The sequence below is a fragment of the Pseudomonas sp. W2Oct36 genome (assembly GCF_041060465.1).
Classification (GTDB): Bacteria; Pseudomonadota; Gammaproteobacteria; order Pseudomonadales; family Pseudomonadaceae; genus Aquipseudomonas; species Aquipseudomonas graminis_B.
The window spans coordinates 38802-56709 of sequence record NZ_JAUERW010000017.1; the positions used below are offsets into that span (position 1 = coordinate 38802).

At 61.9% G+C, this 17908-nt stretch carries 17 protein-coding genes; 11 read left to right on the forward strand and 6 right to left on the reverse strand.

Features of this window, described 5'->3' with window-relative positions; translation table 11 throughout:
• Positions 1-220: 220 nt before the first annotated feature.
• The 9 genes from QWI18_RS19825 to QWI18_RS19865 all read left to right on the forward strand — a co-directional run bounded on the left by QWI18_RS19825 (position 221) and on the right by QWI18_RS19865 (position 11097).
• Positions 221-784: an ATP-dependent zinc protease gene (locus QWI18_RS19825; RefSeq protein WP_192130509.1), complete on the forward strand. Its 564-nt coding sequence runs from the start codon at positions 221-223 to the stop codon at positions 782-784.
• 4 nt (positions 785-788) lie between these two features.
• Positions 789-2339 carry an inactive transglutaminase family protein gene (locus QWI18_RS19830; protein WP_065988742.1) on the forward strand — a complete coding sequence of 517 codons (1551 nt, stop codon included), beginning with the start codon at positions 789-791 and terminating at the stop codon, positions 2337-2339.
• Entirely contained in the window at positions 2339-3307 is a 969-nt protein-coding gene (locus QWI18_RS19835; RefSeq protein ID WP_167355790.1) for an alpha-L-glutamate ligase-like protein, read from the forward strand. Before QWI18_RS19830 ends, QWI18_RS19835 begins: the two co-directional genes overlap by 1 nt.
• A gap of 432 nt (positions 3308-3739) precedes the next feature.
• A complete protein-coding gene (locus QWI18_RS19840; protein WP_369319664.1) occupies positions 3740-4759 on the forward strand; it encodes a FecCD family ABC transporter permease in 1020 nt (339 codons plus the stop codon).
• A complete protein-coding gene (locus QWI18_RS19845) occupies positions 4756-5520 on the forward strand; it encodes an ABC transporter ATP-binding protein (protein WP_369319665.1) in 765 nt (254 codons plus the stop codon). The genes QWI18_RS19840 and QWI18_RS19845 overlap by 4 nt, the downstream gene beginning before the upstream one ends.
• 8 nt (positions 5521-5528) lie before the next feature.
• The gene (locus QWI18_RS19850; protein ID WP_369319666.1) at positions 5529-7640 is read left to right on the forward strand and encodes a TonB-dependent receptor; all 2112 of its coding nucleotides are present in this window, start codon (positions 5529-5531) and stop codon (positions 7638-7640) included.
• Between the two features lie 26 nt (positions 7641-7666).
• The gene (locus tag QWI18_RS19855) at positions 7667-8737 is read left to right on the forward strand and encodes an ABC transporter substrate-binding protein (protein ID WP_369319667.1); all 1071 of its coding nucleotides are present in this window, start codon (positions 7667-7669) and stop codon (positions 8735-8737) included.
• Positions 8738-8798: 61 nt separating this feature from the next.
• Positions 8799-10142 carry an aminodeoxychorismate synthase component I gene (pabB, locus tag QWI18_RS19860; RefSeq protein ID WP_369319668.1) on the forward strand — a complete coding sequence of 448 codons (1344 nt, stop codon included), beginning with the start codon at positions 8799-8801 and terminating at the stop codon, positions 10140-10142.
• Between the two features lie 220 nt (positions 10143-10362).
• A complete protein-coding gene (locus QWI18_RS19865; protein ID WP_192130219.1) occupies positions 10363-11097 on the forward strand; it encodes a phosphoadenylyl-sulfate reductase in 735 nt (244 codons plus the stop codon).
• Positions 11098-11220: 123 nt separating this feature from the next.
• Here QWI18_RS19865 and cysB read toward each other — a convergent pair whose 3' ends face one another.
• The 5 genes from cysB to QWI18_RS19890 all read right to left on the reverse strand — a co-directional run bounded on the left by cysB (position 11221) and on the right by QWI18_RS19890 (position 15220).
• Entirely contained in the window at positions 11221-12195 is a 975-nt protein-coding gene (gene cysB, locus QWI18_RS19870; RefSeq protein ID WP_065988516.1) for an HTH-type transcriptional regulator CysB, read from the reverse strand.
• A gap of 151 nt (positions 12196-12346) precedes the next feature.
• Positions 12347-12841: a universal stress protein gene (locus QWI18_RS19875; RefSeq protein ID WP_296313394.1), complete on the reverse strand. Its 495-nt coding sequence runs from the start codon at positions 12839-12841 to the stop codon at positions 12347-12349.
• A gap of 95 nt (positions 12842-12936) precedes the next feature.
• Complete coding sequence (locus QWI18_RS19880; RefSeq protein WP_074892511.1) at positions 12937-13857, reverse strand: 5'-nucleotidase; 921 nt, start codon at positions 13855-13857, stop codon at positions 12937-12939.
• 46 nt (positions 13858-13903) lie between these two features.
• Entirely contained in the window at positions 13904-14872 is a 969-nt protein-coding gene (locus QWI18_RS19885) for a putative 2-dehydropantoate 2-reductase (RefSeq protein WP_369319669.1), read from the reverse strand.
• Between the two features lie 12 nt (positions 14873-14884).
• Positions 14885-15220 carry a thioredoxin family protein gene (locus QWI18_RS19890; RefSeq protein ID WP_244160342.1) on the reverse strand — a complete coding sequence of 112 codons (336 nt, stop codon included), beginning with the start codon at positions 15218-15220 and terminating at the stop codon, positions 14885-14887.
• A gap of 303 nt (positions 15221-15523) precedes the next feature.
• Between QWI18_RS19890 and QWI18_RS19895 the strand changes: the two genes are divergently transcribed.
• Positions 15524-16600 carry a 3-deoxy-7-phosphoheptulonate synthase gene (locus QWI18_RS19895; protein ID WP_369319670.1) on the forward strand — a complete coding sequence of 359 codons (1077 nt, stop codon included), beginning with the start codon at positions 15524-15526 and terminating at the stop codon, positions 16598-16600.
• A 65-nt stretch (positions 16601-16665) separates the two neighbouring features.
• Here QWI18_RS19895 and QWI18_RS19900 read toward each other — a convergent pair whose 3' ends face one another.
• A complete protein-coding gene (locus QWI18_RS19900; RefSeq protein ID WP_065988521.1) occupies positions 16666-16947 on the reverse strand; it encodes a GNAT family N-acetyltransferase in 282 nt (93 codons plus the stop codon).
• Between the two features lie 645 nt (positions 16948-17592).
• Here QWI18_RS19900 and QWI18_RS19905 point away from each other — a divergent pair.
• Positions 17593-17844 (forward strand): Lpp/OprI family alanine-zipper lipoprotein, encoded by a 252-nt coding sequence (locus QWI18_RS19905; protein ID WP_065988522.1) that lies wholly within the window; start codon positions 17593-17595, stop codon positions 17842-17844.
• Positions 17845-17908: the final 64 nt, after the last annotated feature.

Genomic DNA, 17908 nt, shown 5'->3' on the forward strand with positions numbered 1-17908 from the left:
TGTCGACAATCGTCTAATGGCGACAGGTTTTGGCGAAGTGTCTGACGGCACCTATCCGCGAAGCCCCTCGGTCGCGCCACAAAAGCTTCATGCTAGAATGCCGGCCGCTCCAGCCCCCAAGGGGCAGCAAGCGGCCTTCGCAGGATCGGCACCCTTGGTCAAACCAAAAGCCGATTTCGGCGTCAAAGCAGCTCTTTCACTTTTCATCGCGCCTGGACTTATGAGCCGCCACCCTCTTCTCTTCCTCTTATCCCTGTACCTGCCGGGCCTTTTTCTGCCCGGGTTTTTTCTCCCCAGTCTGGCCTCTGCCGCTGAAAAGACCGTCTATGGCCTGAACGAATACGCCGAGCTTGCCGACATCGACCTGCAGGTTGCCGCCAAACTGGACACCGGCGCCAAAACCGCCTCCCTGAGCGCCCGCGACATCAAACGCTTCAAGCGCAATGGCGAATCCTGGGTGCGTTTTTACCTGGCCATCGACGATGCCCACGAACACCCCATCGAACGTCCCCTGGCCCGGGTCAGCAAGATCAAGCGCCGCGCCGGCGACATCGACGCCGATGACGACAAGAAGTACACCGCCCGCCCGGTCATCAGCCTGGATGTCTGCATGGGCGGGGCGCTGCGCACCATAGAAGTGAACTTGACCGACCGCAGCGCATTCCAATACCCGCTTTTGATTGGCTCCGAAGCCCTCAAGCACTTCGATGCGCTGGTTGATCCAAGTCTGAAATACGCAGCCGGCAAGCCTGCCTGCGTCACCGATGCTCAAACCGCAGAGTAACGACATGCGCTCTCTTACCCTCCATCTGAAAATCCTGATCGCGACCCTCGTCACGCTGGGCATCGCGATCACGGCTTACCAGATATTGGTGCTCGGCATTCCGGTGACCGAAGACGAAACCGACGACCTGTGGAACATCGACGCCAAGGTCGAGTTCGTCGCCAACCCCAAGGACACGGTCAAGGTGCAGATGTACGTGCCACCACTGTCCCGGGATTACATCAGCCTCAATGAAAGCTTCATCTCCAACAACTACGGCGTGAACGTCAATCGCGCCGACGGCAACCGCAAGGTCACCTGGTCCGCGCGCCGGGCCAACGGCAATCAGACGTTGTACTACCGGCTGGTGTTGACCAAGCGCTACAGCGGCGAGAAAGCCAAGATCAAAGGGCCGATCTTCCGCGACAGCATCGTTGTGGAAGGCCCGGAAAAAATCGCCGCCGACGCGCTGCTTGCGCCGATCCGGCAACATTCCGCCGACGTCGAGACCTTCGTCAGCGAAGCCATCAAGCGTGTCAACAATCTGAGCGACGACAACGTCAAGCTGTTGCTGGCCGGCGACACGTCGGTGCAGAACAAGGCGCGGATCACTGAAACCCTGCTGTCCATCGCCCACGTGCCGGTGGAGAAAGCCCATACCATTCGCCTGGTCGCCGATCAGCCGCAGTCACCCGAACTGTGGCTGCGCAGCTTCAATGGCAAGGACTGGCTGTATTTCAATCCGGAAACCGGCGAAGCGGGCCTGCCCCAGGACCGCCTGCTGTGGTGGATCGGCAACGACAACCTGATCTCCGTGGAGGGTGGCAAAAAGGCCACCGTGAGTTTCAGCCTGAACAACAGCGAGATGAACGCGATTCGTCTGGCCAAGCTGACCGATGAAAGCACCGACGCCGACTTCCTCGAATACTCGCTGTACAGCCTGCCGCTGCAAACCCAGCAGACCTTCATGATCATGGTGATGATCCCGATCGGCGTGCTGGTGATCCTGATCCTGCGCAACCTGGTTGGGCTGCAAACCCTGGGTACGTTCACCCCGGTACTGATCGCGCTGGCGTTCCGCGAGACCCAGCTGGGCTTTGGCATCGTGCTGTTCACCATCATCACGGCGCTGGGCCTGTCCCTGCGCTCGTACCTCGAACACCTCAAGCTGCAAATGCTGCCGAGGCTGTCGGTGGTGCTGACCTTCGTGGTGGTGCTGATTGCCGCCATCAGCCTGTTCAGTCACAAGCTGGGCCTTGAGCGCGGGTTGTCGGTGGCGCTGTTCCCGATGGTGATTCTGACCATGACCATCGAACGCCTGTCGATCACCTGGGAAGAACGTGGCGGCGGCCATGCGATGAAAGTCGCCATCGGCACGCTGTTTGCGGCCTCCCTGGCACACATCATCATGAGCATCCCGGAGTTCATTTACTTCGTGTTCACCTTCCCGGCCATCCTGCTGATCCTGGTGGGTTTCATGCTGGCGATGGGGCGTTATCGCGGTTATCGGCTGACCGAACTGGTCCGCTTCAAGGCCTTCCTCAAGGAAGACGCCGAGCGGGAAACCCATAAATGATCGGCTGGTGGAAAACCTGGAAGGCGCTGGAAGCCAAGGGGATCATGGGCATCAACCGGCGTAACGCCGACTACGTGCTCAAGTACAACAAGCGCAGCCTCTACCCCATCGTCGATGACAAGATCATCACCAAGGAGCGGGCGATCGCGGCGGGCATTCACGTGCCCGAGATGTACGGGATCATTTCCACCGAGAAGGAAATCGACAAGCTCGACACGATCATCGGCGGGCGCAGCGATTTCGTCATCAAGCCGGCCAAGGGTGCAGGCGGCGACGGCATTCTGGTCATCGCCGACCGATTCGAAGAGCGTTTCCGCACGATTTCCGGGCGCATCATCAGCCACGACGAAATCGAGCATCAGATTTCCAGCATTCTCACCGGGCTGTACTCCCTGGGCGGCCATCGCGATCGCGCGCTGATCGAATACCGGGTTACGCCAGATCAGATTTTCAAGAGCATCAGTTACGAGGGCGTCCCGGACATCCGCGTGATTGTGCTGATGGGTTACCCGGTGATGGCGATGCTGCGCCTGCCCACCCGGCAGTCCGGCGGCAAGGCCAACCTGCACCAGGGCGCCATCGGTGTCGGCGTCGATCTGGCGACCGGCCTGACGCTGCGCGGCACCTGGCTGAACAACATCATCAGCAAGCACCCCGACACCACCAATGCGGTGGATGGCGTGCAACTGCCGAACTGGGACGGTTTCATGAAGCTCGCGGCCGAGTGCTACGAGCTGTGCGGCCTGGGTTATATCGGCGTCGACATGGTGCTGGACCAGGACCGCGGGCCGCTGATTCTGGAGCTGAATGCCCGGCCGGGGCTGAACATCCAGATCGCCAATGACTGCGGGCTGACTCACCGGACCGTGGCGGTGGAGAAGCGGCTGGAAGAGCTGGCGGCGGACGGTGTTCAGGAGAGCCCGGAAGAGCGGGTCAAGTTTGCCCAGGGGTTGTTTGGGCATGTTTGAGTTGTGTCGATTGATCAGGCTGATCGGTGTTCGCCGATAAACTGATGGCGATCACACCGGCCCCTTCCCGGCTGAAGCCGGTCCCACTAAATACCGCGTGCCGTCCGTGGGACCGGCTGAAACGCCGACTGTTGGCTGGACCTCGACTGTGGGACCGGCTTTAGCCGGGAAAACGTCACGCGCCACACCGCAAATCTGATAGCGCCCCCACCGCCCCCTTCCCGGCTGAAGCCGGTCCTACCAAGCACCGCACACATTCGTAGGACCGGCTTTAGCCGGGAAGGCGTCAGGCGGCGCACCGCAAAATTCAGCCCAATATTCCCGCACACAACCTCCTGCCAAATGAAGATTCACCCCATGCGGCATTCCGTCGCTGGAGAACCCTCTCCCATCGCTGTATAGTTTTTTACATACCGAAACAATGAGTAACAGATGTCTTCTGCCAGGCTGTATTCCCCTCTGTTGCTCAGCCTGTTGGCATTGATCGTGACGGCCGCCTGCGCGCTGTTATTGGGTCGCTATCACATCTCAATCCACGAATTCAGCACGTTCATCGCAACGATGCTCGGCCTCAGCGACATGCCCGCCCAGCGCTATGACCTGCTCCACAGCCTGATCATCGAGGCGCGCCTGCCTCGGGTTATCGCAGCGGTTCTAGTGGGCGCCGGGCTTTCCGTCTCGGGCGCGGCGTATCAGGGCGTGTTCCGCAATCCGCTGGTGTCGCCGGGCTTGCTGGGGGTGTTGAGCGGTTGTGCCTTCGGCGCTGCGCTGGGGATCATCTGGCACCTGCCGCCTTTGGCCATTGCGCTGGTCGCCTGCATGACCGGGCTGATCGCCGTGGCGGTCGGTCTGGGCATCGCGCACCTGTTCCACACCCCGTCGATCTTGCTGCTGGTGCTCGGCGGCATCGTTGCGAACGCCCTCTTCACCTCCTTGCTGTCCATCGCCCAATACATGGCCGATCCGGTGGATCAGTTGCCGAGCATCGTCTATTGGCTGCTCGGCAGCCTCAGTGCCGTGGATGTTCAAGCACTGTGGATCATCGGCCCGATTCTGGCCGTGGCGATTGTGCTGCTGTGCCTGACCGGCCGCGCCATCGACGCGCTGTCCCTGAGTGATGACGAGGCCCTGAGCCTGGGCGTGCCGGTCGAGCAGATCCGTGGCGGCCTGATCGTGCTGACCACGCTGATCTGCGCACTCACTGTGAGTCTGGCGGGGATGGTCGGCTGGATCGGCTTGTTGATTCCGCATCTGGCGCGGCTGCTGGTCGGCCCCGGCAATTCGCGCTTGCTGCCCCTCAGCGCCTGCCTGGGCGGGATCTTCCTGCTGGCGGCCGACGGCGTCGCTCGCAGCGTGTCGGCGGGAGAGATCCCCCTCGGCATCATCACCGAGCTGTTCGGCGCGATCGCCTTTGTGCTGGTGCTGCATCGCGTGCGCAAGGGTTGGCTATGAAGCGCTTGCAGGCCCGTCAACTGAGCTATCGAATCGGCGACCGCGTGATCCTCGATAACGTCTCGCTGGACATCGCCGCCGGCGACAACATCGCCCTCCTGGGGGCCAACGGCGCCGGAAAAAGCACCTTAATGAAACTGCTGCTGGGGTTGATGACACCCCACGCCGGCGAGGTGCTGATCGACGGCCAACCGATGCGCTCGATGAAGCGCCGTGCCATTGCCAGGCAGATTGCCTATGTGCCCCAGAGCCATGTGCCGAGCTTTCCGTTTAGCGTCGCCCACATCGTTGGGCAGGGGCGATTGCCCAGCGTGGGCCTGGGCCATGCACCGAGCCGCGACGACAAGACCTCTGTGCAGCAGGCCCTGACCGACCTGGGCATCCTTCATTTAAGTGAACGGCCGTACACCGAGCTGTCCGGCGGCGAGCGTCAGTTGGTGCTGATCGCCCGGGCCATGGTCCAGCGCGCCAATACCATCATTCTTGATGAGCCGGTCACCGGCCTCGACTACGGCCATCAGCTGCGCCTGCTGGCCTTGCTCAAGCGCCTCGCCGCCCAAGGCATCAGCATTTTGTCCAGCACCCATCGCCCTGAACACGCTCTTGCCTCGGCCAATCGCGTGCTGGTCCTGCACGACGGCCGACTCATCGCCGACGGCGCGCCCCACGACGTCATCGACAGCGCCCTCATGGCGCGTCTTTACCAGGTCGCCGTCGAGCAGATCGACAGCAGCGGCCACCGCTTTTTCATTCCTTGCTGAGTGTTTGCATGACCCGATCCCTTTCCACGCGCCTGGCCTTCGCGCCACTCTTGTTCGGCGGCTTCGCCCAGGTCACCCTGGCCCAAGAAATGACCCTGGCGCCGCTGGACATCAGTGCCGAACAGTCGATTGCCGATGAGGCGCGGGAGAAGTCGGCGACCCTCGGCCCGATGGGTGAGCGCAGGCTGCTGGACACGCCCTATTCCATTAGCGTGCTGTCCTCGGACCTGATCGACAGCCAGCAGCTCAAGAGCTTCAAGGACATCATCCGCTACATGCCTTCCGTGCAGGCCGACGGCGCCCGGCCGCAAACCCGGGGTCTGCAGGGGAGCGTGGTGCAGAACAGCCGGCTGGACGGCCTCAATGTGGTGTCGACCACCGATTACCCGGCCGAGCAACTGGGCGGTGTCGAGGTGCTGAGCGGGCTGTCGGGGTCGCTGTATGGCCCGGCGAACCCGGCCGGCACCTTCAACCTGCTGTCGAAACGCCCGACCGATTTCACCCGCAATCGGGTGACCGTCGGCGTGGGCACCGGGCTGACCTGGCTCAAGGCCGCTGACCTGAGCGGCCCGTTCGACCCGGACGGCAAGATCAAATACCGCCTGAACGTGGCCGACGAGCAAGGCCACAGTTATGCCCCCGGCAGCACGTTGCGCCGGCAGCTGGTGAGCCTCGCCACGGACTTTCAGATCAGTGACGACAGCGTCATCGAAACCAACGTCAGCCACTACAACTACCTATCCAAGGGCCTGCCCGGCAAGTTCGCCGTCGCCTCGGGCGTGACGCTGCCCCACGCGCCGGACCCGACCCGCAGCAACCTCGGGCAAAATTACTCCGGCGACAACAACACCACGGACACCGCCAGCGCGCATTTCAAGCATGACTTCGACGGCAACTGGAAACTCGACATCGGCGCGCTGCGGCAGATCGCCGACCGCGAGTCCACTGCCGTCACCAATACGCTGATCAACAACGCCGGCACCTATCGCAGCTCGGTGGCGAGCGCCACCGCCAGCCGCTTCACCATCAACAGCTACCTGGCCAACCTCAACGGTAGCGTCTACACCGCCGGCATTCGCCACGACCTGACCGTCGGTGTCACCGGTTTCGACTGGGACAACTACAACCCCGTGAACGGCGGCACGAAGACCTTGGGTAGCGCCTCATTAAGCAATCCGGTCGGCTTCGACGAGCCTGACTTCCCCGACTTCACCGATCGCTATCACTCGGCCAACGCCCGCCAGCGCTCGTTCGTGCTGGGCGACACCCTGACCTTCACGCCGAAATGGAGCCTGATGCTCAGCGGCAGCCAGAGTCGCCTGACCGCCGACAATTATTCTCAAGCGGGCGTCCATACGTCATCCCAAGACTCGGGCATCAGCACGGCGACCAGCGTGATGTACAAGCCGGTGGACGACCTGACGCTGTACCTGACTTACGCCGACAGCCTGCAACAGGGTGACAGTGCGGCGGCCGGCAGCAGCAACGCCGGGGCGATCCTGTCGCCGTACCGCAGCCGCATGTGGGAGCTGGGCGGCAAATGGGTCGCGCGCGGGGTCAACCTGTCGCTGGCAGCGTTCCAGATCAAGCGGCCCTTCGCCTACACCCAGGCGGATAACGTCTATGCCGTGGCGGGTGATCAGCGCAATCGCGGGGTGGAATTCCTCGCCGACGGCGACCTGAGCCAGAATCTCAAGCTGTTCGGCGGCATCACCTGGCTGGACCCCAAGCTGCTGTCCACCGGCAACGACAGCACGGAAGACACGCGCATCGTCGGGCTGTCGCGGATGACGGCCAGTCTGCTGACCGAATACCGCATCGATCAGGTGCCGGGCCTCACCGTCAACCTCAACGCCCGTTATGCCAGCGCCCGCCCCACCGATGACAGCAACGATCACTGGGTGGGCAGCTACAAGACTTTCGACGCCGGCGCCAGCTACAGCACCCGGTTGATGAAGCGCGACACGGTCTATCGCCTCGAGGTCACCAACCTGGCCAACGAACGCTACTGGACCAACATCGTCCCCGGCGGGCTGAACGGCTACACCGGTGCCGGGCAAGCCAGCGCCACACCGGCCGCGCCGCGCATGGTGCAGGCGTCGATTCAAGTGGACCTGTGAGGCGGCGGCAGGGCGGCAGGCGCCATTTGCTAAAAGGCTTGCTGAGCGGTGTGCTGCTCGCCGGCCTGAGTGCCTGCGCCTTCGCTGATCCGGGTGACGCTGGGCAGAACATTCAGGCCAGTCTGCTGAAACCCGGACAGGTGCAGGACGATAGCGGCCAACGTATCAGCCTTCCCTGCGAACCCGCGCGTATCGCTGACGCCTGGTACGCCCATCACGTGCTGCTGATGACGCTCGGGGCCGGCTCGCGCATCGTTGCGACGGTCAACCACCCTGAAAGCCAACCGTGGATGTTCAAGATCCTGCCGGCGCTGAACCAGGCCACGGCCATCGAAGGCACGGCGTTCAATGCCGAAACTTTGCTCGCCGAGCACGTCGATCTGGTGTTCACCGCCCTCGGCGACCGTCAGGCCATCGCCTATCGACAGCTGGGCCTGCCGGTCATGCAGATGGGCTACACCGACCTGGCCCGGTTGAAACGCTCGATGCTCAACACCGCTCAAGCCCTGGGCGGCACAGAGCCCGGCGTGCGGGCCCGTGCCTACAACGGGTTTCTGGATCAGCAATTGGCAGCAGTCAATCGCGTGGTCGCGGGTATCCCGGCGGAGCAACGGCCCAAAGTGCTGCACATCGCCTCGGTCAATCCGCTGAAAGTGGACGGCGCCGACACGCTGATCGACGACTGGATCAAGCTCGCCGGAGGCCGCAATGCCGCGACGGGACTCAAGGGCAACCTGCAAATCGTGTCGGCAGAGCAGTTGCTGGCCTGGCAGCCGGATGTCGTCATTCTCGCGGCGAACGCAGGCCGGCTGGACCAAGCAGCGCAACCGCAACTGCTGAACCAGCTTGAGGCCGTGCGCAACGGGCGCGTCCTGCGCAACCCGGCAGGGGTGTTCCCGTGGGATCGGTACGGCACCGAAGTCGCGCTTCAGGTGGCGTGGGCGGCGCAGCAGTTGCATCCCGCTTTGTTCCCGGACGTGGACATGGCGGCACAGACGACGGACTTCTACCGGCGCTTTTTCGATTACCCGCTGACGCCAGAGGATGCCCAACGAATTTTGCACGGTGAGCCGCCCGCGACTGCGCCTTCCCCCTAGGACTCGCTCTTGGGGAAGACTACAATCGCCGTCCTCGTGCACTGACTGATCCACGCCTCGCATGCCAACTTGCTCTGTACACCCACTGCCCTATCACGCCGACCCCAGCAGTTACTTCGCCCACGTGCGCGGTGCCCCGGGCGCGGTGCTGCTGGACAGCGGTCGCCCGACGGCGGACCGTGGCCGCTTCGATCTGATCAGCGCCTGGCCGCTGGAAACCCTGCAGCCGGTGGCGGACGAATCCGGTCCGGGCTTTCTCCAGCGCCTGCGTGAATCACTGGCCCGCCTCGGTGAAGCTGATCTGCCCGAGCACTGCGCGCTGCCATTCGCCGGTGGGTTGATCGGTTACCTGGCGTATGACTTCGGCCGTCTGTTCGAGCCCCTGCCCGATCAGGCTACCGATGACCTGCACCTGCCCGCCGCGCGGTTGGGCCTCTACGCCTGGGCGCTGATCAGCGATCACCACGACCACACCAGCCAGCTGGTCTTTCACCCCGCCCTTGATCACGCAGAACGCCAGCGTCTGATCGCGCTGTTCGAGCAACCCGTGGCGCAACCGGCCCCATCGTTCACGCTGACAGCGCCCTTCGCGCCGGACATCGATGCCGAGCAGTACCGGCAGGCCATCGAGCGGATTCACGCCTACATCCAGGCCGGCGACTGCTATCAGGTCAATTTCGCCCAGCGCTTTCGTGCGCAGTACCTCGGTGATCCGTGGGCAGCGTATCAAGCCCTGCGGGTGGCCTGCCCCACGCCGTTCGCCGGGTATCTGGCCCTGCCAGAGGGGGATGCGGTGTTGAGCCTGTCGCCGGAGCGGTTCGTCAAAGTCAGCCAGCGTCAGGTCGAGACCCGGCCGATCAAGGGCACGCGGCCGCGCGGGCGGGATGCCGATGAGGACACCGCATTGGCGCAGGAGCTGCTCGCCAGCGACAAAGACCGCGCCGAGAACCTGATGATCGTCGATCTGCTGCGCAACGATCTGGGGCGAACCTGCCGGATCGGTTCGGTGAGCGTGCCGGAGTTGTTCAGCCTGGAAAGCTATCCCAACGTGCATCATCTGGTCAGCGCCGTCACCGGCGAACTGGCCGACGGCAAGGACGCGCTGGACCTGATTGGCGGCAGCTTTCCCGGCGGCTCGATCACCGGCGCGCCGAAGATCCGCGCGATGCAGATCATCGACGAACTGGAGCCCAACCGTCGGGCCTTGTATTGCGGCTCGTTGATGTACCTGGACGTGCGCGGCAGCATGGACAGCTCCATCGCCATCCGCAGTCTGCTGGCAAAAGACGGCCAGATGGCGTGTTGGGGCGGCGGTGGGATCGTCGCCGATTCGCAGTGGGAAGCCGAATACCAGGAAACCTTCACCAAAGTGCGGGTGTTGATGGAGACGCTGGAGGGGATGTGATCGGGACGGTGAACCTGTCCGTTTCGGGTGGCAGCCTTTAGGTGATGTATGGCGGGGAATGCAACCCTGTGGGAGTGACCGGGGTGGCGACCCGACAGGTTTGCCGCCCGCCAAAGCACCCGTGCTCTCCTCGCTTTCAGCCAAACGCCCCGACGTTTTTTGTTACCATCTGCGCCATTACGAGCGCTTAAGCGCCAGCCCTGATCAGGAACCCGCCCAGATGAACCACCCTTTTGACGTTGACGACATCGCCGCCACTTTTGCCAACAAATCCCCGTCCGACATCCTCAAATTCGCCTTTCAGCACTTCGGCGACGACTTGTGGATTTCCTTCAGTGGCGCGGAAGACGTGGTGCTGGTGGACATGGCCTGGAAAATCAACAAGAACGTCAAAGTGTTCAGCCTGGACACCGGCCGGCTGCACCCGGAGACCTATCGCTTCATCGATCAGGTGCGCGAGCAGTACAAAATCGACATCGACATCGTCAGCCCGGACCGCGAAAAACTGGAGCCGATGGTCAAGGAGAAGGGCTTGTTCAGCTTCTACCGCGACGGCCATGGCGAGTGCTGCGGGATCCGCAAGATCGAGCCGTTGCGCCGCAAGCTGTCCGGCGTTACCTCTTGGGCCACCGGCCAGCGTCGGGATCAGAGCCCGAGCACGCGCAACAACGTCGCCGTAGTGGAAATCGACAGCGCCTTCTCGACCCCGGAACGCACGCTGTACAAATTCAACCCGCTCGCCCAGATGAGCAGCGCCGACGTGTGGAACTACATCCGCATGCTCGAACTGCCGTTCAACAGCCTGCATGAGCGCGGCTTCATCAGCATCGGCTGCGAACCCTGCACGCGCCCGGTCCTGCCGAATCAGCACGAACGCGAAGGCCGCTGGTGGTGGGAAGAAGCGACACAGAAGGAATGCGGGCTGCATGCCGGGAATATGATCGCAAAGTCCTGAGGGCAGATCGCAACCTTGTAGGAGTGAGCTTGCTCGCGATGACGGTCTGGCACGCGCCATTCAGCGTCTGACCCGACGCATCGCGAGCAAGCTCACTCCTACAGGTTTTGCGCACGCCGCCTATCAATGCTCCGGCAGTTGAACCCCGGCAAACAGCTCTTCCAGCTCCTGCTTGTTGTGGCACTGAATGGCTCTGGCCATAACCTCGCGGGTCAGGTGCGGGGCGAACTTCTCGATGAAATCGCACATGAAACCGCGCAGAAAGGTGCCGCGGCGGAAACCGATCTTGGTTACGCTGGCTTCGAACAATTCGCTGGCGTCGAGCACCACCAGATCGCTGTCCAGCTTGGGGTCGACGGCCATTTTCGCGACGATGCCGACGCCTAATCCCAATCTTACGTACGTCTTGATCACGTCAGCGTCGGCGGCGGTGAACACCACTTTCGGCGTCAGCCCACGGTGGCTGAATGCTTCGTCCAGCTTGGAGCGGCCGGTGAACCCGAACACGTATGTCACGATGGGGTATTCGGCGAGAATCTCCAGGGTCAGCTTCGGCACTTTGGTCAGCGGGTGGCCCTGGGGCACGACCACGCAGCGGTTCCAGGTGTAGCACGGCATCATCACCAGATCGCCGAACAGCTCCAGCGCTTCCGTGGCGATAGCGAAATCAACGGTGCCGTCGGCGGCCATTTCGGCGATCTGCATCGGTGAGCCCTGATGCATGTGCAGCGCGACGTCTGGGTACTGCTTGATGAAATTGCTGATCACCGGCGGCAACGCGTAACGCGCCTGGGTGTGGGTGGTGGCGATGGACAGCGTGCCCTTTTTCTCGTTGGAGAATTCCTGGGCAATCTGCTTGATGCTTTCGACTTTGCGCAGGATCTCGCCGGCGGTGGTGATGATGCGCTCGCCTGCCGGGGTGACGCGGGTCAGGTGCTTGCCGCTGCGGGCGAAGACCTCGACGCCCAACTCGTCTTCCAGCAGGCGGATCTGCTTGCTGATGCCTGGCTGAGAGGTGTAGAGGCTTTGCGCGGTCGCTGAAACGTTGAGGTCGTGGTGCGCCACTTCCCAGATGTAGCGCAGTTGTTGAAGCTTCATATGTATCCCTCAAAGCCGGAAGACGCCACGGGCATCAGCGACGGTATATAACTGGATTATTGGTCAGGAAGGCAAAGCTAGAACTTTTTATCACTTTTATCCGGTAATGGCACGCAGCTTTTGACGCCCTTGGCGCATTCCCGGAATGCGATCACCTCGGTGTGCGCCTGTGCAGCATCGGCACCATGTACACCGGCACGTCGGACAGTTGCAGGACTCGCGCCGCCGTCCGGCCAATCGGCGTATCCCCCTCCCCGCCGTGGCTGCGACTGCCCACCACAAGCAGGTCGACGCTGAGCAGGCGCGCCTGATCGAGTATCACATTGGATGGATCGCCTTGGACCACGCGAACGCTGCGAATCAGGGCAAGGTCCTCATGCCCCTCCCCCAGTTCTTCACGAAAGCTGTCCATTACCCGCGCCTCAATGCCATCGATCACCGTGTTGACGCCCTCACTGTGCAGCTCTTTGAGCACGTCGGCGGCCAGATAACTCTGCAACACGGACTCGGCAAACAGGCCCATTGGCTCCACCACATGCACAACGTGCAGCTCGGCATCGAAGGTCCGTGCCAGCACCAGCGCGTGCTGCAGGGTATACGGCGCATAAGCACCGAGGTCCGTGGCGTAGAGCATCGAGCGGATCATGGGACCCCCGGACAGCCTTTGAAGTGAAGACTTAATCAGCGTAGCAGCGCGCCGCGCACTCAGGCGGCCCGACTGCTGCTTTTCGGTCTAACGCCTCAAGGTTTTAGCTCGTTGCTGATGCCGTGGGGCACATGCCCGGTCGCCACCACTTCCCGCGCGCGCTCACAGTGGCCCGGCTGATCGTCGAAGAACACGTCCGCCGCGAAAGCTTCCAGAAACGCCGATTTGTCCAGGCCGCCGAGGAACAGCGACTCATCCAGACGAATGTCCCACTCGCGCAGTGTGCGGATGACCCGCTCGTGAGCCGGCGCCGAGCGCGCGGTGACCAGCGCCGTGCGAATCGGGCAGGACTCTTCGGGGAATTCGCGCTGCAGGGCGTTCAATGCCGCGAGAAAGGGTTTGAACGGCCCGCCGGGCAAGGGCCGTCGCGCCGCTTCGCGCTCATTGGCCTGAAACGCCTCAAGCCCTCCGGACTGATACACGCGCTCGGACTCATCGGAAAACAGCACGGCGTCACCGTCGAAGGCGATGCGCAGCTCGGCACTGGCCGCGCGACGGGCGCCACCAGAGAGAATGGTTGCCGCGGCGAAGCCCGCGTCCAGCGCGCTGCGCACGTCTTCGGCGTGGGTGGACAGGAACAGATGACTGCCGAAAGCGGCCAGATACGGAAACGGACTGCGGCCGCCGACGAACGCCGCGCGGGAAATGTCGAGGCCGTAATGCTGAATCGAATTGAATACGCGCAAGCCGGTGTCGGCACTGTTGCGCGAGACCAGCACCACTTCCACCCGGGACTGGTTCAGGCTGGCGTTCAGGCTGAGCAGTTTTTCCACCAGCCGGAACGCATCACCGGGCTCAAGGATTTCGTCCTCGTGGTCGATCTGGTACTGGCGATAGGCAGCAACGCCGCTGGCCATATAAACGTCATGGCTTTCCCGCAAATCAAACAGCGCCCGCGAGGAAATCGCCAGCACCAGCTTGCTCCCCGGGGTTTTTACGTTCAGCTGAGTGCTCATCAGTTTTCCTTAAAGCGGGAGGTGGGCAAGCGCACGGCATTGGCCGTCAACGATTGCCGCGATCAATAAACGCCAGCGCGTGATACAGGGCGCGCACCTTTGGCATGTCGCAGCCGGCGGCCAGCGCAGCCGCAAGGGGCCGGGCGTAGATGGCGTCAAGTTCCAGCGGGCGTTTTTCGGTGAAGTCGTGGTACATGCTCGGCCGGTAATCCGGCATCTGGCCAGTGACCTTGAGCAATTGCTCGGCGTAGCCCTCCGGCAGCACGTGCCCGCACGCTTCGGCGCCCTGCACCACTTCCGCCATCAGGCCCTGGATCAGCGCGCGACTGTCGGCGTCAGCCATCAGCGGCGTGGTGCTCGCGTTGAGCAGCACGGAAAGCCCGTTGTAAGGCACGTTCCACACCAGTTTCTGCCAGCGTGCTTTGTCGAGGTTGTCCATCGCCACGGAGTCAATGCCCGCCTGGTGAAACAGCGAAGCGCCCTGCTCGACCCAGTGCCCGCGCGTTGCCAAATCGGCCGGCCCGCTGTGGTAGCCGATGTTCACGGCACCAAAGGCCTGATGGGTGATCTGCCCCGGCCCTGTGCGATGCACGCAGACAAAACACAGGCCGCCCAATAGATGAAGGGAATCCGGTAGTTCGGCGCGCAGCTCTTCCTCAACGCCCAACCCGTTTTGCAGCAGCAACACCTTGGCGTCTGGCGCCGAGGCTTGGACGATAGCGTTGGCCACCCCGCCGTTGCCGGTGGTCTTGGCGCCGACCAGCAGCCAGTCACAGGGCGGCATATCAGCCGCTGAGGCGTAGGCCTGGACATTCTCCAGCACCAACGGGCCGTGCACCTGGCTGTCCACGTGCAGGCCATTGCGGGCGACGGCCTCGAATTCGCTGCGCAGCAGAAAGTGCACATCGAAGCCGGCCCGGGCCAGCATCACGCCATAGAAGCCGCCGATCGCACCGGTGCCGATGATGCCGATCCGGGGTTTGACTGCGCTTTCGCTCGCTGCACTTTCGCTCATGGAAACTCCGCTTCAGGGTAATTCGTCTGGCGGCGTCGCCAGCGCGTGTGCCAGGCCCGTGACAATAGCGTCGGCTGACATCTGCGTGCGAAGGGCCCCGAAGAAGGCGCCGTCGCGTATCACAAACATCGTCGGCAGATGAAACACGCCATAGCGCTCCACCGCGCCGCCGTTTTCTTCGGCATCGATCCAGCACAGGCGATCCAGCGGCAACGATTGCTCCGGCAAATGGTGCCGTGCCCAGCGGCAACTGGAGCAGCCCAGGCTGGTGAAAATCAGCAGTGAGACGCCGGGCAGATTGAGAAGTTGCTGGTCGAGGTCGAAGTCCGTCAGTTGCAGTTGATCCACGCGCTTCTCCTCTGAATGATGTTCGGGTGACTGAAGGCCTTCGCCGCCTTTCGCAGGACGGGCTTAAGCCGGGAATAGCGGGGTATCAGTCGAGTCGGCTTTCGTCGGGAATATCCATCGTGCCATTCCTCAGTCCGAAACAGGTCAGACAATGCCGCAACCGTTGGACGAAAGCCACGTTTACCCATTGTCGAACCACCGGCTAACGCGCTAAGGTTCGGCTCCCCCGTTGCGCTCAATCATGCTCGGCTCCGCCGCACGGGGACGCTGGCGGCCAGCATCCGTGACCTGATGAGTAACACGATGGCTGATTTACCGATTGACGACCTCAACGTTGCCTCCAACGAGACACTGATCACCCCGGATCAGCTGAAACGCGAAATCCCGCTGACCGCCGCCGCCCAGGCCACTGTCAGCCAGGGCCGCGAAGTCATCCGCAACATCCTCGATGGCAAGGATCACCGCCTATTCATCGTGATCGGGCCCTGCTCGATCCACGACCTCAAGGCCGCCCACGAATACGCCGATCGTCTGAAAGCGCTGGCGGCCGAGGTGTCCGACACTCTGTATCTGGTCATGCGCGTCTATTTCGAGAAGCCACGCACCACCGTCGGCTGGAAAGGCCTGATCAACGACCCGTATCTGGACGACTCCTTCAAGATTCAGGATGGCTTGCACATCGGCCGTCAACTGCTGCGCGACCTGGCCGAAAAAGGCCTGCCGACCGCGACCGAAGCCCTCGACCCGATTTCGCCTCAGTACCTGCAGGACCTGATCAGCTGGTCGGCCATCGGCGCGCGGACTACTGAGTCCCAGACTCACCGGGAAATGGCCTCGGGCCTGTCCTCGGCAGTTGGCTTCAAGAACGGCACCGACGGCGGTCTGACCGTGGCCATCAACGCCCTGCAATCGGTGTCCAGCCCCCATCGCTTCCTCGGTATCAACCAGGAAGGCGGCGTGTCCATCGTCACCACCAAAGGCAACGCCTACGGTCACGTGGTATTGCGCGGCGGCAACGGCAAGCCCAACTACGATTCGGTCAGCGTTGCCCTGTGCGAACAGGCGCTGAACAAGGCGAAGATCAAGCCGAACATCATGGTTGATTGCAGCCACGCCAACTCCAACAAGGACCCGGCGTTGCAACCGCTGGTGATGGAAAACGTTGCCAACCAGATTCTCGAAGGCAACCAGTCGATCATCGGCCTTATGGTCGAGAGCCACCTGAACTGGGGCTGCCAGGCCATTCCCAAAGACCTCGCCGACCTGCAATACGGCGTGTCCATCACCGATGCCTGCATCGATTGGGAAAGCACCGAGAAAACCCTGCGCAGCATGCACGCCAAGCTCAAGGACGTACTGCCAACGCGCAAACGCGACTGACCGTACTGCAGAAACGACAACGCCGAGCACATGCTCGGCGTTTAACTGTGTGAAGCGCGGTTCGGTCAGATCTTGGCAGCCTGCCGCTGGTTGCGCTCCATGTAACGCTCCACATAGGAGCACGAAGGAATCACGGTGTAGCCGATCCGGTCGGCATAGTCGAGGGCCACCTTGGTCAAGGCTGCCGCTATCCCACGTCCGCGCAATTCGTTGGGAACGAACGTACGGTAGATATCCAGGGTCTCTTTACCCAGGTCCATGTACGTCAGATAGGCACGGTAGCCGTCGATATTGACTTCGAACTGGTGACCGGTCTCGTCATGGTGGATGGACAACGCCTCGCTCATCACTACTCCTCGCGGGTCTTGGAATTGGACCCTTACCTTATCGACATTTTCCCGGCGAAGGAACCTCTACAGGCAGTACGACCACTATTGGCTTCTGCAATAGGGCCTTCTGCAATAGAGCTGACTGCGCCACCCTGTGCCGTTTGGACACCGCGAAGAGCATCGCTGTTCTCAAACAATTTGAGCACAGGCGAATATAGGCGCCCCGAGCGAATGCGCTCAAGTGAATCAACTGTTAATTGCGTTGCCGCGCATCTGACTGCATGCCCCATGGAACCTGTTATCGCCGACGAATGTCCATTGAGACGCCATGCCCGGACTCAAGTCACTTGAGGGCCATTTAAACGGCTCTCAAGGGTGCGCCTGTCACGATAATCGACTATATAAAAATGGTCGCCGATACGTGGATGGTAGTGGGAAATCGCCTGGGCCGGAGTCACCTGACAGACACCTGCGCCCTGGGGCTTTCTGCGTGCGAAGAAAAAGCGTGAGGAGTTCGACGGAACCCGTTCAAACCCAAGAATTTTCTGCAGATGTTGCGCGCGGTCCGTTTACTTACTACAAACAATGAGTAAGATGTACGCCGGTCGTTTTCTCACTCTCGAGAGATGACTAATTTGATAGAAGTCCTTTAAGGGGAACACGATGAACAACGTTCTGAAATTCTCTGCTCTGGCCCTGGCCGCAGTTCTGGCTACCGGTTGCAGCAGCGCATCCAAAGAAACCGAAGCTCGTCTGACTGCAACTGAAGACGCAGCCGCTCGTTCGCAAGCCCGTGCCGATGAAGCCTACCGCAAGGCTGATGAAGCTATGGCTGCTGCTCAAAAAGCTCAGCAAACTGCTGACGAAGCCAACGAGCGCGCTCTGCGTATGTTGGACAAGGCTAGCCGCAAGTAATAATCCCTCGGGATTATTGATAAGCCGACCCCTTAACGGGTCGGCTTTTTTATTGCCCGGCGTT

What these genes read in the sequence shown, in the direction of transcription:
- QWI18_RS19830 (WP_065988742.1), top strand. Translation starts at nt 789, where the DNA reads ATGCGCTCTCTTACCCTCCATCTGAAAATCCTGATCGCGACCCTCGTC.
- QWI18_RS19895 (WP_369319670.1), top strand. Translation starts at nt 15,524, where the DNA reads ATGGCTGATTTACCGATTGACGACCTCAACGTTGCCTCCAACGAGACA.
- QWI18_RS19875 (WP_296313394.1), bottom strand. Translation starts at nt 12,841, where the DNA reads ATGATCCGCTCGATGCTCTACGCCACGGACCTCGGTGCTTATGCGCCG.
- cysB (WP_065988516.1), bottom strand. Translation starts at nt 12,195, where the DNA reads ATGAAGCTTCAACAACTGCGCTACATCTGGGAAGTGGCGCACCACGAC.
- QWI18_RS19900 (WP_065988521.1), bottom strand. Translation starts at nt 16,947, where the DNA reads ATGAGCGAGGCGTTGTCCATCCACCATGACGAGACCGGTCACCAGTTC.
- QWI18_RS19825 (WP_192130509.1), top strand. Translation starts at nt 221, where the DNA reads ATGAGCCGCCACCCTCTTCTCTTCCTCTTATCCCTGTACCTGCCGGGC.
- QWI18_RS19840 (WP_369319664.1), top strand. Translation starts at nt 3,740, where the DNA reads ATGTCTTCTGCCAGGCTGTATTCCCCTCTGTTGCTCAGCCTGTTGGCA.
- QWI18_RS19865 (WP_192130219.1), top strand. Translation starts at nt 10,363, where the DNA reads ATGAACCACCCTTTTGACGTTGACGACATCGCCGCCACTTTTGCCAAC.
- QWI18_RS19845 (WP_369319665.1), top strand. Translation starts at nt 4,756, where the DNA reads ATGAAGCGCTTGCAGGCCCGTCAACTGAGCTATCGAATCGGCGACCGC.
- QWI18_RS19885 (WP_369319669.1), bottom strand. Translation starts at nt 14,872, where the DNA reads ATGAGCGAAAGTGCAGCGAGCGAAAGCGCAGTCAAACCCCGGATCGGC.
- QWI18_RS19850 (WP_369319666.1), top strand. Translation starts at nt 5,529, where the DNA reads ATGACCCGATCCCTTTCCACGCGCCTGGCCTTCGCGCCACTCTTGTTC.
- QWI18_RS19905 (WP_065988522.1), top strand. Translation starts at nt 17,593, where the DNA reads ATGAACAACGTTCTGAAATTCTCTGCTCTGGCCCTGGCCGCAGTTCTG.
- pabB (WP_369319668.1), top strand. Translation starts at nt 8,799, where the DNA reads ATGCCAACTTGCTCTGTACACCCACTGCCCTATCACGCCGACCCCAGC.
- QWI18_RS19880 (WP_074892511.1), bottom strand. Translation starts at nt 13,857, where the DNA reads ATGAGCACTCAGCTGAACGTAAAAACCCCGGGGAGCAAGCTGGTGCTG.